The organism is Nonomuraea cavernae (genome assembly GCF_040655715.1).
Lineage (GTDB): Bacteria > Actinomycetota > Actinomycetes > Streptosporangiales > Streptosporangiaceae > Nonomuraea > Nonomuraea cavernae_A.
Window position 1 is genome coordinate 1 of record NZ_JBFAKL010000017.1, and the last position, 14,673, is coordinate 14,673.

The 14,673-nt window shown below is 65.3% G+C and carries 16 protein-coding genes and 1 tRNA gene; 11 read left to right on the forward strand and 6 right to left on the reverse strand.

Annotated features, from left to right (window positions below; translation table 11 throughout):
* Positions 1-1,064: 1,064 nt before the first annotated feature.
* A tRNA-Ser gene (locus tag AB0I38_RS23840) sits at positions 1,065-1,136 on the reverse strand.
* Between the two features lie 803 nt (positions 1,137-1,939).
* On the opposite strand from AB0I38_RS23840, the gene AB0I38_RS23845 reads away from it, so the two are divergent.
* Positions 1,940-2,503 (forward strand): NUDIX hydrolase, encoded by a 564-nt coding sequence (locus tag AB0I38_RS23845; protein ID WP_358471579.1) that lies wholly within the window; start codon positions 1,940-1,942, stop codon positions 2,501-2,503.
* Here AB0I38_RS23845 and AB0I38_RS23850 read toward each other — a convergent pair.
* Positions 2,481-3,704 (reverse strand): XRE family transcriptional regulator, encoded by a 1,224-nt coding sequence (locus AB0I38_RS23850; RefSeq protein WP_358471581.1) that lies wholly within the window; start codon positions 3,702-3,704, stop codon positions 2,481-2,483. The two genes, AB0I38_RS23845 and AB0I38_RS23850, sit on opposite strands and share 23 nt — an antisense overlap.
* 118 nt (positions 3,705-3,822) lie before the next feature.
* On the opposite strand from AB0I38_RS23850, the gene AB0I38_RS23855 reads away from it, so the two are divergent.
* From AB0I38_RS23855 to AB0I38_RS23900, 10 genes are all read left to right on the forward strand, one after another.
* On the forward strand, positions 3,823-4,242 hold the full coding sequence (locus AB0I38_RS23855; protein ID WP_358471582.1) for a hypothetical protein: 420 nt from the start codon (positions 3,823-3,825) through the stop codon (positions 4,240-4,242).
* 8 nt (positions 4,243-4,250) lie between these two features.
* Complete coding sequence (locus tag AB0I38_RS23860) at positions 4,251-4,574, forward strand: hypothetical protein (RefSeq protein WP_358471584.1); 324 nt, start codon at positions 4,251-4,253, stop codon at positions 4,572-4,574.
* Positions 4,575-4,859: 285 nt separating this feature from the next.
* Positions 4,860-5,576 (forward strand): GntR family transcriptional regulator, encoded by a 717-nt coding sequence (locus AB0I38_RS23865; protein WP_358471586.1) that lies wholly within the window; start codon positions 4,860-4,862, stop codon positions 5,574-5,576.
* Positions 5,577-5,696: 120 nt separating this feature from the next.
* Positions 5,697-6,107 carry a plasmid replication, integration and excision activator gene (locus AB0I38_RS23870; RefSeq protein WP_358471588.1) on the forward strand — a complete coding sequence of 137 codons (411 nt, stop codon included), beginning with the start codon at positions 5,697-5,699 and terminating at the stop codon, positions 6,105-6,107.
* Positions 6,104-6,406 carry a hypothetical protein gene (locus AB0I38_RS23875; RefSeq protein ID WP_358471590.1) on the forward strand — a complete coding sequence of 101 codons (303 nt, stop codon included), beginning with the start codon at positions 6,104-6,106 and terminating at the stop codon, positions 6,404-6,406. The genes AB0I38_RS23870 and AB0I38_RS23875 overlap by 4 nt, the downstream gene beginning before the upstream one ends.
* An 85-nt stretch (positions 6,407-6,491) precedes the next feature.
* A complete protein-coding gene (locus tag AB0I38_RS23880; protein ID WP_358471591.1) occupies positions 6,492-7,919 on the forward strand; it encodes an FtsK/SpoIIIE domain-containing protein in 1,428 nt (475 codons plus the stop codon).
* Positions 7,919-8,119 carry a hypothetical protein gene (locus AB0I38_RS23885; protein WP_358471593.1) on the forward strand — a complete coding sequence of 67 codons (201 nt, stop codon included), beginning with the start codon at positions 7,919-7,921 and terminating at the stop codon, positions 8,117-8,119. The genes AB0I38_RS23880 and AB0I38_RS23885 overlap by 1 nt, the downstream gene beginning before the upstream one ends.
* Positions 8,112-9,710, forward strand: a complete 1,599-nt coding sequence (locus tag AB0I38_RS23890; RefSeq protein WP_358471595.1) for a replication initiator — start codon at positions 8,112-8,114, stop codon at positions 9,708-9,710. The genes AB0I38_RS23885 and AB0I38_RS23890 overlap by 8 nt, the downstream gene beginning before the upstream one ends.
* Entirely contained in the window at positions 9,707-9,952 is a 246-nt protein-coding gene (locus AB0I38_RS23895) for a helix-turn-helix domain-containing protein (protein ID WP_358471596.1), read from the forward strand. Before AB0I38_RS23890 ends, AB0I38_RS23895 begins: the two co-directional genes overlap by 4 nt.
* Positions 9,952-11,220 carry a tyrosine-type recombinase/integrase gene (locus AB0I38_RS23900; RefSeq protein ID WP_358471598.1) on the forward strand — a complete coding sequence of 423 codons (1,269 nt, stop codon included), beginning with the start codon at positions 9,952-9,954 and terminating at the stop codon, positions 11,218-11,220. The genes AB0I38_RS23895 and AB0I38_RS23900 overlap by 1 nt, the downstream gene beginning before the upstream one ends.
* Positions 11,221-11,761: 541 nt before the next feature.
* On the opposite strand, the gene AB0I38_RS23905 is transcribed toward AB0I38_RS23900, so the two are convergent.
* The 4 genes from AB0I38_RS23905 to AB0I38_RS23920 form a co-directional block, all read right to left on the reverse strand.
* Positions 11,762-12,358: a hypothetical protein gene (locus AB0I38_RS23905; protein ID WP_358471600.1), complete on the reverse strand. Its 597-nt coding sequence runs from the start codon at positions 12,356-12,358 to the stop codon at positions 11,762-11,764.
* A 492-nt stretch (positions 12,359-12,850) separates the two neighbouring features.
* Complete coding sequence (locus AB0I38_RS23910; protein WP_358471602.1) at positions 12,851-13,354, reverse strand: hypothetical protein; 504 nt, start codon at positions 13,352-13,354, stop codon at positions 12,851-12,853.
* Positions 13,355-13,534: 180 nt separating this feature from the next.
* The gene (locus AB0I38_RS23915) at positions 13,535-13,987 is read right to left on the reverse strand and encodes a DUF4231 domain-containing protein (protein ID WP_358471604.1); all 453 of its coding nucleotides are present in this window, start codon (positions 13,985-13,987) and stop codon (positions 13,535-13,537) included.
* A gap of 286 nt (positions 13,988-14,273) precedes the next feature.
* On the reverse strand, positions 14,274-14,579 hold the full coding sequence (locus tag AB0I38_RS23920; protein WP_358471606.1) for a winged helix-turn-helix transcriptional regulator: 306 nt from the start codon (positions 14,577-14,579) through the stop codon (positions 14,274-14,276).
* Positions 14,580-14,673: the final 94 nt, after the last annotated feature.

Genomic DNA, 14,673 nt, shown 5'->3' on the forward strand with positions numbered 1-14,673 from the left:
GGTCCAGATTCCGGCAAACCCACCAAACCCGCGCTCTGATCAGCCACTACCGCCGACGAGGCGACCCATTACCGCGCGATCTACGGATGTAGTACCTGTAGGGTCGCCGCTGTGCCAAACGTGAAGCGTATGCGTGCCATAGACGCCCTCAAGATTCTTTGGTTGGGTGAGGACCGAAGTCGGTTGCGTCATCGAGCGCAAGGAAAGGGCAGCCTACAGCTTCCGAGTGTTTAGCAAGATAGTGGCGGAGGTGGGATTTGTACTCACGATCTAGGGCTTATGAACCCCGCGAGGACAACCAAACTCCTCTACTATGCTTCCATAGAAGTTGCTTGACACAGAACGTGCCGTTGTTATTGTGACAATGTGGCCCTACCAGCTCAGACACCGAGCAAGCTCAAGATGTGGACAGAACGCTTGGCCTTGGTGTCCGCGATCGTGACGATCTTAGGATTGACGATCTCGGGCGTGCTTGGCTCGGCGTGGCAAGCAGTGTGGAATTTCATTGATCCGCCTATGCCTTCTCAGACTAAACTAGTCGGGTTCGATCCCTGGTTGACAGAGGATTCTCAAGAGAAGGCCGAGCGCGCACCTATGAAGAAAGACGACTTCTGTCAAGAAGTTTCGATTGCGCGGCCATGGCCAGGGGGCAGGCGATGTTTCATTGGGAGCATCATCTATGACCCGTGTTTCTATAACTGGATGGAGGATGGTTGGGCACTGGCCTGCATGTATTCACCATGGAAAGCGCCAGTCTTCGCGCGGATTCAGGATAGCCGGATGCCTGGCATAGAGGGAGGTGACGAGCGCAAGCCGCCATCCTATTCGTCAAAAGAGGTTTGGGCGATTGAGTTAGCAAAGGGAAAAGCTCGGTGCGTCCGTGGGTCTGGGGGAACAAACCCGGAAGTGGGTGGACGCTTAGTCTTTATGTACTGTGACAAGGAAGGGATGATTGTATCTGTGTCGTCAGACACGCAGCCTTGGATAGCAGACTACGTTGTGCAAGGCAAAACTTCGATCGAAAGAGTGCCTGTCGTCACCGCATGGTTCTGACGCCACTTTCGCTGGCGTTCTTGGACTCGAACCAGGACCAGCGGAGTAATAGTCCGCCGCTTTGCCACTTGATTTAAACGCCATCGCGAAGGTCGGCCCCACCGCGTACAGCGGAGCCATGACGTTAAGGCTTTCATCGCCGGGAGCCTAAGGTAGGTTCGGTAAACAGCCCGTGCGCACGCTCCGCGAGCGCGAAGCGGAGATGGAAGCCGCCATGGAGCTGGCAGACGCCGAGTTCAACGAAGCTTAGGCAGGTCATCGGCGGCCTACCAGGAACCCATGCCTATCGTTTCATTGCTCTGTGCCGCTTGAGGAGCGCTGTGATCTTGTCATAGTCACGCGAGCCGTTTAGCTCGGCAAGCAGGTCGTCAGGGCATAGCTCGTAGTGGTCGCCCCACCAGCGGCACGCCATGTTGTCCCAGATCCGGTAGCCGCCGGGAACGCCTCTGGCGACGGAACGCTTCCTGCCCATAGTTCGCCACCCTGGCCGTCTGCCCGTTCAGGTAGTCAATCTCGGCGATCAGCCACCTTGCACGGTGAGCCAGGGTGAGGAACGAACCCTGGATCGTCGATCGCCCCCAAGCACGTATGGTGGCCGGCCACGCTGTGGCGATCGTAAGGGCTGCATCTTTGCGGCGGCGCGGCAACCCCGATCGGAGCGTTCGGTCCGTGTGGTGGAGCGGGTGTGCGGCGGCCGGCCCGGTGTCCCGCCGCCGTCCGGGACCGGCCCCCAGGCCGCACGCCCGGACGGCGGGCGGGCGGAGGGCCGGGTGTACGGTGGCGCGCCGCGCCGCCGCTTGATCCTCATAGGAGTTATTCGGCAACGATCTCGGCTGTCACTTGGAAGTGCGTGTACGTCGGGGTTGTGGGCCGGTAGCTTCGCGGTGTGGCTGATGACGCTGAGCTGACGCGCTGGACGGTGCATGGCGAACGGCTGGTCTACGACAACCGGTGGATTCGGCTGGGGATAGCCGATGTGGAGATCCCTGGCGGGGAGCGGTTCGAGCATCACGTGGTGCATCTGGATCGTGCTGCTATCGCCGTGGTCTTGGATGAGCAGGATCGGGTGTTGCTGATGTGGCGGCATCGGTTCGTGTTCGATCGGTGGGGGTGGGAGCTTCCCGGCGGCCTGATCGAGGCTGGCGAGGACCCGATGGCCACGGCTGTGCGGGAGGTGGAGGAGGAGACCGGGTATCGGCCGAAGCAGGTCGAGCGCCTGGTGAGCTATCAGCCGATGGCCGGCATGGTCGACTCCGAGCACATCTTGTTCCTGGCGCGTGGTGCCGAGTTGGTCGGCAAGCCGGAGGGTGAGGTGGAGGCCGACCGGATCGAGTGGGTTCCGATGGCGGAGATCCCCGGCATGATTGCCCGCGGTGACATCTGGACGTCGGGGACGTTGATCGGGCTGCTTCAGGCTCGGGAACGGCTCAACGGCCAAGGGCGCGGTTGACCGCCTGCGAGAGTTCTTCGATGCGGCGCCGTTGGCGGCGGGAGCCGGTCATGGTGGCCAGTTGCTTGGCTCGGTGGATGTGGGGCTGGGCTGCTTCGGGGTCGCCGGCCGCGAGGAGAGCGTGACCGAGGTCGCAGCGAACGCCCGCCTCGGCGCGGTTGTAGGTGCCGTCCATTCCGGCGAGTGAGGAACGGAGATCCTCGACGGTGCCAGGGTCGCCGAAGCGCAGGAGACAGCTTCCGCGCCAGCGGGTGAAGTGGTGGATGTTGATGGACAGGTAGGGCATGTCCGGGTCGCCGTCGCCTTCCGGCAATACTGCGGCGGCTTGATCGAGGGCCCGGCGGCATGCGGCCTCATGGCCAAGGACTGCTGCGGCTTCCGCTTCGGCTGATGCGAGCCATGTCCTGAGGCGGGCCGGGACGTGGTCGCGGTGGGTGGCATGGATGTGTTGAAGCAGTTCTGCTGCCTCGGCGGGGCGGCCGAGGTCCATGAGGACGTATGCCTGTTCGCCGGAGACGTACGCGCGTATGGCGGGGTCGTTGGCTTCGCGGGCGGCGGCTTTGGCGTGTTCGTAGTGGTTCCAGGCGTCGTTGAGGGCGACGGTGTTGATGGCCTGCCATCCGGCCAGTGAAGCTGTTTCGGCAATGAGGTGGGCGAGCTGGGCTCGGATGCGTGGGCGTACGGCGTGGCGGTGGGCTCGTTCGATCTGGGCCATCTGGGCGTGCATCTTGTCGGCGATGGCGATGCTGCCGAGTCGGCGGTCCTGGAGGCGGAGGTTGTTGGTGTCGGTTCGCAGGATCATGACCATGGTGTCGTCGACGGCTGCGGCGGCGTCCAGGCGGGCGGTGAGTTCGTCGGTCTGCTCTTGGTGCTCGTCGCCCGAGTCGCCTGTGGGTGATGCGATGTCGAGTGGGGCGAGGCCGAGGAGCATGCGGGCGTGGTCGGGCAGGCCAAGGCCGGTGGCTATGCGCTCGAATACGGCCAGTTCTTGGATGGGGCCGGCGGTGCCGTTGAGGATCTTGTTGACGCGAGGCTGGGAGAGGCCGGTTGCTGTTCCGATCCGGACTTGACTTGCTCCGGCGTATTTCACAGCGAGCCGGAATAGTCCGGCGATGTCGCGTTTCTTGAGGATTTCCCGGCTTTCGTCGCGATCCCAGATGGCGTCTGGTATTTCGATAAGATCGAAAGCGCTCGGGCGCATGCGAACCTCCGGATTTTGGCTCCGAGGTGGTGCACTGCTGTGCTGCGGACTCTATATGCCTTGGCTGCATATAACCGTGGGATATGTATAAACGGTTGGCCAGATCATGCTCTGCCGCATGACAACTCCAGTCAGGTGCACAGAATGCGACGGGCGGGGATGGAAGATCGTCACCCGGCGCGGGAATGCGGCGGCGGTCGTGCTCGGCATGGCCTCGTCCGCCGTCACCGAGTGTCTTCGCTGTGACGGGCCTGAGCGGGCTTGTTCGGAAGGCGAGGTGTTCGAGTGGGAGGTCCGGGTCAGCGCCGGGAACGGTGAGGAGCTGGGGGCGTGCGGGTCGAGCCCGTTCCAGGCCACGGCGATGGACGAGCTGCGCACGGCGATGCGCGGCATGCCGGTAGGCGCGTTCGTTCGGGGCCGGATCACGCACAGCGTCTACGGTCCTGGGGCGGTGCCGGACGAGGCGTCTCGGTGCGAGGTCTTCCGGGCGCACCTCGACCCGGCAGGCTCGGTGCGGTTCGAGCGGGTGGCCGGATGAGCTCCCCAATGGTGATCAGGATCAATCCGTACCATGCCGCTGAAATGCTTCGGCAGGCGTTGGAACGGCATGGGGTGGTCGCCGATGTGCACCACGGGTACGGGCTCGCGCTCGTGTCGGTGTGGGTCGGCGTGGTGGTGTGGTGCGATGGCCAGCGCTTCTGGTGGCGAACCGGGTGGAATGCGGAACGCCGCCGTGTCATTTATGCGTGGCATCCGGCGATTGAACCGGTACGGGCTGCGCACCGGATCTCCATGCATTATTCGGATCTGCGAAGGAGGCAGTCGTATTCGTCGATGATCGCTGCTTTCGTAGACGAGGCCGGCGAATGAACGGGCTTCGCGTGGGGTGCAGCCTGGAAACAGTTCGGCGTAATTCCCTGATCGTGCAGCATGCGGTAGTGCGTGGAACGTCAAAGGCGCTGTGTGGCGAGGCGATCCGGCTCATCATGATCGACGATTGGCATGTGCCGTTCGTGCCTACTCTGGCGAGCGCCTGTGAGGAGTGCGTTCGGGTGCTGGCTCGCCGTTCCCGTTCCTAATCCTGGCCTGACAAGACTTGGCTCAGCCGGTACTGTGCTTATGCGGACAAGCGCAAGAGTGAACGGACGGCCAACTATGAGCATGGACTTCGCCCCTCCGAAGTATGCCCAGGTCATGAGGGTGATTCAGGAGCGGATCGAGTCGGGCGAGTACGCGCCTGGCGACATGCTGCCGTCCGAGACGCAGTTGGTCCGTGAGCTGGCTGTGGGGCGCACCACGGTGGTGCGGGCGCTACAGACGTTGGCCATGCAAGGGTGGATCGAGCGTGAGCACGGGCGCGGGTCGTTCGTGAAGGGCCGGCCGGAGAGCGAGGCCGAGACCGTACGGCCTGGCCTGTCGGCTGCGGAGCAGGGGGAGACCGCCGACAGTCTCGTTGAGGTGACGCGCGTTCCGGCGCCTCGGCATGTCGCGAAACTGCTCGGGGTCGCCGAGCGTACGCCGGTGATCGTCCGTAAGCGGGTGGCCCGTCAGGCTGGCCTCGTGTCGGCGGTGGAGACCGTGTGGATCCCGCTGGAGATCGCGGTGGGCACCGACCTGGAAAAGCCTGAGCCACTGCGCGGGGGTATCCGGCGGCATCTCCAGGCGGTCAAGCATGTCCGCTTCGATCGCATCACCGAGCGGCTGTCGGCTCGCAAGCCGACCAAGGACGAGGCCGAGCTGCTGGGTTCGTCCAATCCGGTGCTCGGTGTGACGGCGATCGTGCACGACCCTGCGGGGGCTGCGCTGCTGGCCATGAGCCTTGTGCTGCCAGGCAGCCTGCATGAGCTTGAGGACATCTACAAGGTCCGGTAATTCTTACCGCGCCACTCCGGCTCAACCACTTGTGCGGACGAGTGGAGAGCTTACTCTCAACTCATGCGGACAAGTGGACGAGCGAACAAAGGGCTCGTCGCCGCAGACGAGAGGAACACCATGGCAATCCAGGGACCCATCCCGATCGGCTTCGACCAGGTCTTCCCGCACGGCTGCTACCTCGTGGGGCAGGTCGAGCAGGTCAAGGACTTCGACGCCTCGACCAACGGCAGGACCGTCTACGCCAAGGACAAGACGACCGGTGAGCCGGTCTGGCAGGTCCCGGTCATGGACGGCGACCCGACCGTCAAGGCGTCACAGAAGACGGTCGCGGTCAAGCTCCTGTCCTCAACCGAACCCGTCCCGCCGCCGGGCGTGGCCGGTGTCCCGATCACTCCCGTCGAGTTCGTCGGGATGACCGTCACCCCGTACGTCTCCCAGAGCGGACGACTGGCCTACTCCATCCGCGCCACGGGGATGCGCCCGCCGCGCACCAAGCAGACTCCGGCCGCCAAGGAGACAGCGGCGTGAACCACGACCCCTACACCTACGTCACGCTCACCCTGGCTCAGGCCAAGGCCACACGCCTGGACGTCTCCTTCCACACCAGCGACATCTGGATACGCGCCAGCGTGATCGACCAGCGTCGCCCCTACCTGACGTTCAGTACGTCGGAGGCTCAGGTGTCCTTCTCCACCACCGGCCTCGGCCCGGTGACCGACGGAGATCTCGCCACCGCTCGCACGATCTTCAAGGCCGCCGCTCGGTACCTCGCCGACTGCGAGCGCCTGCACGCCCAGCAGCCGGCCACCGGCCAGACGGCGGCCTGACACGCAAGGCGGGGCCGCCAGAAGCGGCAACTTCCGGCGGCCCCCGATCTTCTCCCTGATCTCACTCACGAGAGGTTCCAAGGATATGTTCAAGCGGCTGCCTGGGGACGAAGCTCGTAACCTCGTCACCACCACGCCCGACACGGCCGTCGTCTTCCGCCCGGCCGTCGTTCAGACTCCTGCCATCCTGACCCTGATCATCTTCACCTGGCGCGTCCTCACCGGTTGCGTCCGGCTCGTCTGGCGGCACCCCGTCGCCACGCTCGTCACGATCACTCCGGGCGTGCTCACGCTGGCCTGGGGCTGGCAGAGCGCGCTTTTTCTTCTCACGCCTGTCCCAACCGGACTCCTCGCCTGGGCCATCACCGACCGGCGGAGCTTCACTCGGCTGGTTGGCCTGCGGCTGCTCGCCTGGTGGCGGCTGGCCTGGATCTACCGGCGACATTGGCAACCCGTCATGATCGTCTCCGGTCTCGGGCGGCATTTGTGGGGCCGGGACTATTTGCCGCGCCTCGGCAAGGTCACCTGTACGGCCTGGGCCGACCTGGTGACCGTGCGCATGCTCAAAGGACAGTCGCTCAAGGACTGGGCCGACCGCCTCGACCACCTCGCCCAGGGCTTCGGCGCTGCGTCATGCCGGGTGACGCTCACGAAGGGCGGTCACCTGATGCTCACCTTCCCAAGAACCGACCCGCTGGCCGTGCCTTTGGCGGCGCTTCCGCTGCCCGAGACGCCGACCGTGGGCCCGGTCGAGGTCGGTAAACAGGAGGACGGGCGGCCGTGGCTGCTCAAGGTGCACGGCACTCACGTCCTGGTCGCGGGCGCCACCGGGGCCGGCAAGGGCTCGATCATCTGGTCCACGATCCGCGGGCTCCTCCCGGCCGTTCGGGCGGGCCTGGTCGAGATCTGGGCGCTCGATCCCAAGCTGATGGAGCTGTCCTTCGGTCGCGCCCTGTTCGGTGACCGGTACGCGGCCACGCCGGAGGACTGCGCCGACCTGCTCGACCGGGCCGTCACGGTCATGCAGGCTCGCGCGGCCCGGTTCGCCGGTCTCCAGCGCTCCCACACCGCCACCGTGGAGGACCCGTTCGTCCTGGTGGTGGTCGACGAGGTGGCGTTCCTGACCGCCTATCAGGCTGACCGCCAACTCAAGCAACGCATCTCGGCAGCGCTCGCCACGCTCACCACTCAAGGGCGTGCGGTCGGCATGGGCGTCATGGCCGCGCTCCAGGACCCGCGCAAGGAGGTCATGAACATCCGCAACCTGTTCCCCGACAAGATCGCCCTGCGGTTGGACGAGTCCGAGCAGGTGGACATGGTCCTCGGCGACGGCGCACGTCAACGCGGAGCACTCGCTGATCACATCTCACCCGTGCCCGAGCTGGGAGCCGGCGTCGGCTTCGTCCGTCTGGAGACCTCGCCCGACCCGATCCGGGTTCGCGCCGCCTACGTCTGCGACACCGACATCCGCGACATGGCCGCCACCTTCGCCGCCGGAAAGGACGCCGCCTGATGAAGGTCTGCTTCCACGGCACGGCCGAAGAACTCGAACTCGTCGCGGGCCGCCCTTTCATGGTCCTGCTCACCCATCGCGGCCTTCCTCGGCTGCGTGTCTTCGCGCTGCGCTATCCCCGGACGCTCAAGCACCCGTACAACGGCCTGTTTCGGCTCTGCGCCGACCTGACGGAGGACGAGGGGAGGGACCATGGCTGACCTGCCCCGCGCTGTGCGGCAGGCCATGCCGCTGGCCCGTGAGGTGGCCGTTGAGGTCGCCAAGCAGTACGGCGTGTGCATCCGGCCCATCGCGCTCAAGCGGCTCGACACCCACACCGGCCGCTGGGAAGTCGTGGACGTGCCCTGCGGGGCCACCCTGGACGCCAAGTGCTCGTCCTGCGCCAAGCGCAACCGCCAGCTCCGCAAGGCGCAGTGCCGGGAAGGCTGGCACCTCGACCACGAACCCGCCAGCACACCCGACCAGGCCAACGACGATCAGCGCTGGCTGGTCGAGTTCCGCGCCGATCTACAGGCCCGCCGCGATGAGGTTGCCGCGCTCGGCGAGGACACCGCCGACTGGGATGCCGCGATCGAGGGCGTCGATGCTGAGATCAACGAGGCGGGCATGCGCGGCAGCGTCCTCGGCCGGACAGTCCCCAAGCGGACGCGTTCGACCAGGCGGCGGCAGGACGCGGCGAACCTGCCCAAGCGCCGGATGACGCCGACCACGCTCGGGCGGACCTTCCAAGCCTCCGATGGGAAGGTCTACCGGCCGTCGCTGTTCGTCACGCTCACCCTGCCCTCGTACGGCAAGGTTCATGATGGCGTCCCGCTCGACCCGGACACCTATGACTACGCGCGGGCTGCTCGGGACGCCCTGCACTTCTCCAAGCTCGTCGATCGGTTCGTGCAGAACCTGCGCCGGGTCGCGGGCTACGACGTGCAGTACTTCGCCACGGTCGAGCCTCAGAAGCGGTTCGCGCCGCACCTGCACATGGCGATCCGCGGGACTCTTCCGCGTGCGGAGGTCAAGCAGATCGCGGCGGCCACCTATCACCAGGTGTGGTGGCCACAGGTCGATGAAGTCCGCTTCGCCGACGATCACCTGCCCGTGTGGCAGGACGAGGCCGGCTACCTCGACCCGGCAACCGGCGAGGTCCTGCCCACCTGGGACCAGGCCCTCGACCAGCTCGACGCCGACGAGGAGGCCCGGCCCCTGCACGTGATCCGCTTCGGCGACCAGGTGGACGTCAAAGGCGTGCTCGCCGGAACCCCCGACGCTGACCAGTGCATCCGCTACCTGTCCAAGTACCTGACCAAGAGCCTCGGCGACACCCTCGACACCGACAACCCCGCCCAGCACGAGCACGCCGCCCGCATGGTCGAGGCCCTGCGATACGAGCCATGCTCCCCGGCGTGCCCGAACTGGCTCCGCTACGGCGTACAGCCCAAGGGCGCCAAACCCGGCATGGCTCCAGGCCGCTGCCGCAGCAAGGCCCACAAGCCCGACCACCTCGGCTACGCCGGACGTCGAGTCCTGGTCTCGCGCAAGTGGTCCAACAAGACCCTCGCCGAACACCGCCAAGACCGACGTACCTGGGTCCTGGAAGCCCTCGGCCAGCGCGACGAGACACCCGACTCACACCGCTACCTCTGGAAGCCCGTCCCGGCCGGAGACGCCAACGTCGCACCCCTGGCCATGCGCCTCCTCCGATCCGTCGCCGAACGCCAACGATGGCGCGCCCACATGGACCAACTCCAAGCCCAAGCAGACGGACAAGAGAGCGAAGCAACGGGGAGGGCCGCATGAACTCCGTCTCTGAATCGACGCTGCTACTTCCCGACTGGGCACAGGGCCGGCTGTTGACGGTCGAAGAGGTCGCCGAGCGGCTGAACACGTCGGTGCGCTTTCCCCGGCGACTGATCGAAGAGCGTCGGATTGCTTTCGTGCACGTCGGCCGGAAGGTGCGGATTCCGGAAGCAGCGCTGGAGGCATTCATCGCGGCTGGCCTGGTGCAGCCGATCACCACCACATCCGGAAGGGGCGCGTGATGGCGAGTACTGAGGACGAAGCCGCGCGTCCGCGCTCGCGTAAGAAGGCCAAGAGGTCGTTCGGCAACACCAGACAGCTTGCCTCGGGGCGTTGGCAGGCGCGCTATCCGGGCCCTGACGGCATCGTCCGGTCCGCTCCCAACACCTTCGACCGGAAGCGCGACGCTGAAGTCTGGCTGACGCTGAAAGAAGCCGAGATCAGGCGAGGGGAGTGGACGAACCCTGATGCCGGGACTATCAGTGTGCAGGAGTGGGGCGAACGCTGGCTCGCGTCGGTGAGCCCGGCCCTCAAGCCCAAGACCCAGAGTTCGTACGCCTCGTTGCTGCGGACGCTGATCATCCCGCAGTTCGGCGCCATGCAGCTCGGGCAGGTTCGTCCGATCGGGATCAACGAGTGGGTCGCCAAGCTCTCCAAGCGTGGGCTCAGTGCGTCGCGGGTCCGTCAGGCGTACCGGCTGCTTTCTCAGATCATGATGGCTGCGGTGAACAACGAGTTGATCAAGTCGTCTCCGTGCAGGGGAGTGCGCTTGCCCAGGATGCCGGCGACGGAACCGCACATCCTGACCCCTGGAGAGGTGGGAGCGCTGGCGGCGGCCATGCGTAAGCCGCATAGCTTGATCGTGCTGCTCCTCGCGTACGGAGGTCTTCGCATCGGTGAAGCGTTCGCGCTCCGGCGGCGACACGTCGACCTGGACGGGGGGTTGGTGACCATCGCTGAGTCCTTGGCCGAGATCGCCGGGCGGCACGTCTTCGACACCCCCAAGTCGCACCAGAAGCGAGAGGTGACACTACCGGTGTTCGTGATCAACGAGCTCAGAGATCACCTCGCGATGCTTCCTAGTGACCCGGATGTACTGCTGTTCACGGGGAAGACCGGCAAGCCGCTGCACTACAACGCCTGGCGACGCTGGCACTTCGACCCTGCGGTCTCGGACGCCGGCCTCGATGACGTGACTCCGCACGATCTCCGCGCCACGCATGCGACCTGGGTCGCTGACCGGCACGGGGTCATGGCTGCGGCTCGTCGGCTCGGCCACTCCAACGCCAGCGTGACCACGCGCCACTACGCCCGTGCTGTGGAGGGGCGAGACAAGGAGATCGCGGAGGCTTTCGACGGGGAACACCGAAAGGGGAGCGGTCTGGACAGCCGTCGTCCGTCTGGCACGTTCGTGGCACGGCCTGGCAAGCGGCGGTTCTCCTGGGCCATCGGCGAGCCTTCTACCAGTAAGAACGCTGAGAGCGGATCTTCACCAACGACAGATCTGTAAAACCGTCGGCTCAGCCTACGCAAGTTCGAACCTTGCACCTGCCACCAGCAGTAGCTGCAGGTCAGAGGCCCTTCGGGGCCTCTTCTGCGTTTCAGGGGTACGCAGCCGTGGGCAGCCCTGAGCGGCCGATTGTCGCTGGTCACGGGGTATGCGCGGGACGGATCACGCCGCGTTTCCGCAGGTAGACGCCCCATGATCCGGAATATGTGCGGGATGACGCGGCCCCGCCACGCCGAAAGGCCCCGGGGGAAGCCGGAGCCCTTCGAGGAGCGCTCCTCGTGATCTCATGCGGTCAGTACGGTACGTCCGCTATCCGCTGGTTGACGATGTCCTCCTGGCCGTCGATGCACTTGGCATAGACACGCAGCAGGACATCCACCCCGTGGCCGGCACGAGTTACCACCTCTGGAGCAGGTACGCCTCCGTTGAGCCAAAGCGAGACGGCCGCGTGCTGGAGGTCGTACGACCGCCGGGCGAGCGGCGAGGCGACCTGAGCGGGAGTGAGCTAGTGATGGTCAAGCGTCGGATCCGGTCAATCACGTCAGTGAGGCGGGCGCTGGGCGTGGCCATGGGCGGCCTCGGCGGCACTGCAACTGCTCTCGCCGGGCATTGCCTGGATGCGGGAGGGTCGCCAGACCTCGACGCCCTGTTGGCGGACACGGGCGAACAGGCATACTCCCGGGCGCTCGCGCAGCGCGATGCCGATCACGCCGTCGATCTCGGCCACGTCCTTACCGATGCGGTCGTCGAGGTCCAGATGGTCGACCGCCTCACGGGCGGCCATCAGGTCGGGAGTCTTGGGGAGGTGCGTCTTCAGCCACTTGAAGGCGTGGTCCGGGATTGTTGCCGGGGCGCGGAAAACTCGCGGTTCGCCCGTCGGGCAGTCGACCTCGTCCACGTTGGTGTCGGAATAGGAGACCGAGATTTCGAAGCATGCGGATGTCACCGGGTAGGGGCTCGGGGACGGGCCGTGGGTCGCTTTGTAGGCACGGGTGGCTGCGTTTACCGGTTGTGGCAGGCTGTCTGTGCCGACCCGGCTGGTGGCGTGGATCCTCAGCAGGACACGCCCTTGGTCGGTGGTGCTGAACCTGGTGCCTGTCACGGAGTACACGTCGACATCCTCGTCGCGGGAGAGCACCCAGCCAACGTCTTCGGCGTTCCATGCGAGGCCGCGGCCGAGTTGCTTGGCGATCTGGTCGGCGTGGGCGCGGGCGGCTCGCGCGGCTGGATCCTCAGTGCAGGAGCTGAGGGCGAGGAGAGCGGCCAGGAATAACGGAGGGAGTCGGCGCACTCCTCCTCTCTACCTCACCACGGCGGCAGGGCCAGTCTGCGTGCTCAGAAGGTGACCTTTGTGAGATCGCTGCGGGAATAAAGGAGCGAGACTTTGGGAGACGGAACACCAGCATGCAGTGCGTCGTATCTGCGTCGTCAGGCTTCACTCGAAATCAGGTAATGCGCCGTGCTGAGAAGCCCTTGCAACGGAATTTCACGAACGGTTTGTGACTGCAGGGCGGGCCCTCGCGAACCGTCGCCCAGAGTCCTTCAGCAGTCGCTCCGTCGCCCTGATCCCGGTCAGGTGCTCGACGACCGGAGCAGGTGATTCGCCGTTTGCAGTGGCGCCTCTTGGGTGTCAGTGCGGCCTGCGCCAGTAAGCGAGTTGTCCGCTCGTGCTTTTGATCGCGCGCGGTGTCGACTCGTTCTGAGGCCAGATCTGCAGGAGATAGCGGTCGATGACCTCGTCGGAGGTGTCCACTTCCGCAGCGTCGTCCATGTTCTGAGCGTGGTAGCGCAGTCGGTACCAGCCCGGTCCCGCGGGGAGTGTGGGTAGTTCATGGACGTCCCCGCCGCCCCACTCGTACAGGGACAGCTGTCCGGCTTCGGACTTCAAGCTGATCTCCACGATGTCCTCGTACCTGTCGGTGTCCGCCCCTGGGTCGTGGTCGGCCACGGTTACCGAGAAGTCGACCGCTCCAGTGTGCAGGCCCGTGATCAGGAAGGCGCCGCCGTCATCCACCCGTATGATCCCGACGGGATGTACAGGATGATCGGCGGGTATTCCGTCTGGACCCATGGCGTCGTCGGTGTCGTCGACCAGGTACGCCTGCCGATAATGAACGCCGAGATCGAACGACACAGTGCGAGGATCGGTCATGGCTGGCAAGCCTAGGATCATGAACTGACATTTCCGGCCATGCAGGGCCGGGCAATATGCGTGTAATGATCTTGCTCGATAGATGCGAACGGCAACAGCCCGCCGCAGCTCGAAGCCTATGTGAGAGGGACGGCGATCACGCTCTGTAACCGTCGGCTCGGCCTACGGAAGTTGCTCGCCATCTCTCATGGTTCTCCCGCGCGCCGTCCAGGCCGTCGTTTGGGCCATGACGATGTCATCGACCTGTTCCACTAGTTGTGATCTTGCCGCTTCGTTCCTGCGATCTTCAGGTAACAGCCGGTAGGCATGGAGCGCCCGTCCGAGTTCCGCCCACGCGCTCGAAAAGGACAGCCAGTTCTCGTGCCAATCGAAGATCCTTCGCACCCCAGCGGAGACCAGCGCAATCGCGCCCAGACTCGCGGTCGCCCATGCTGGCGCCTGGAGAGCGGCTGCCAGCGTGGTGGCGGCCGTTGTCAGCAGGATGAGGACCTCTGTGCCCCAGTGCAGCCGCCGTGCCCGATCCCGATGTGCGGCGTACCAGTTCTGCTGTCGCAGCGCATAGGCGAGCGCGGGATCCGGCGCGTCCCAGGGGTCGTCAAGCTTGCTGGTGGACATGATCCATCTTCTTTCACGCCTTGCCCCCAACTGTCCATCCCTTCACCTGCACTAACTGGCGAGGCGTACGGAGTCATGTGGGGATCTCATGAGGTGAGTACGTTCGCGATCCGCTGGTTGACGATCTCTTCCTGGCCGTCGATGCACTTGGCATAGACCCTCAGGAGGACATCGACGCTGGTGCTTGAGGCCGCGTTCTTCGTGGACATCTCCGCTGTTGGTCCACTGGGTATTGACCTCTGGCCGGGATACTTCGACCGTTTTCGGCGATGTTGCGAGGTCGGCGCTATTGGGTTTCGGCCGGTGGGAGTGGCTGGTGCTGCGCACCCCAGTCCCATAGTGCTTGCAGTACGGGGCCGAGGCGGCGCCCGTGTGGGGTGAGTGTGTAGTGGACCCGGGGCGGCCAACCAGAGTGGCGGCGGCGATCAAGCACGCCGGCTTCAGTCAGGTGCGCGAGCCGATCGGACAGGACCTTGTCCGACAGCGCGGGCAGGGCATGGCGGAGTTCGGTGAAGGTGCGGTCGCCTTGCAGGAATTCGCGGACTACCAGGGTTGTCCAGCGGCCGTGCAGGGTCGCGAGGGTGATCTCCACCGGACAGGAGGGGGTGGGCTCGGTGACCTTTGCGCGAGGGTCGTCAGGCAGACCTGGTTGGGCTGGGTGACCAACCGTTTGGTGAGTCACGAGA